Below are 285 nucleotides of genomic sequence, written 5' to 3' on the forward strand. Positions count from 1 at the left end.
TGCAGCTTGACGCGCTCGATCAACGAACGCATGACATGCTTCTCGTAACCCGAGTAGGCATGCACGACGTACCAACGCTTAGCCACGGCGAACCCTTTCAACCAACAATCGTGGAAACCAGCCAACCGAGCAGGGAGTCGAGCCCCCACAACAACAAAGCCATCACGAGCACCACGGCAACCACGATCAGCGTGGTCTGAGTGGTCTCTTGCCGGGTAGGCCAGACAACCTTGCGAATCTCGGTACGGGCGTCTTTCAGCAAGCCGAAGAAGGCCTGCCCCTTGG

Annotated in this window: 2 protein-coding genes; both read right to left on the reverse strand. The window is 58.2% G+C overall.

Annotated elements, in window-relative coordinates:
- Positions 1-86: transcription termination/antitermination protein NusG (locus FS767_RS22150; RefSeq protein WP_305986792.1), on the reverse strand; the 86-nt coding region annotated here is incomplete at its 3' end.
- A gap of 11 nt (positions 87-97) precedes the next feature.
- On the reverse strand, positions 98-285 hold a 188-nt coding region (gene secE, locus FS767_RS22155; RefSeq protein ID WP_144968241.1), incomplete at its 5' end, for a preprotein translocase subunit SecE.

Origin of the sequence: Pseudomonas sp. DE0010 (assembly GCF_007680745.1) — a bacterium.
Lineage (GTDB): Bacteria > Pseudomonadota > Gammaproteobacteria > Pseudomonadales > Pseudomonadaceae > Aquipseudomonas > Aquipseudomonas parafulva_B.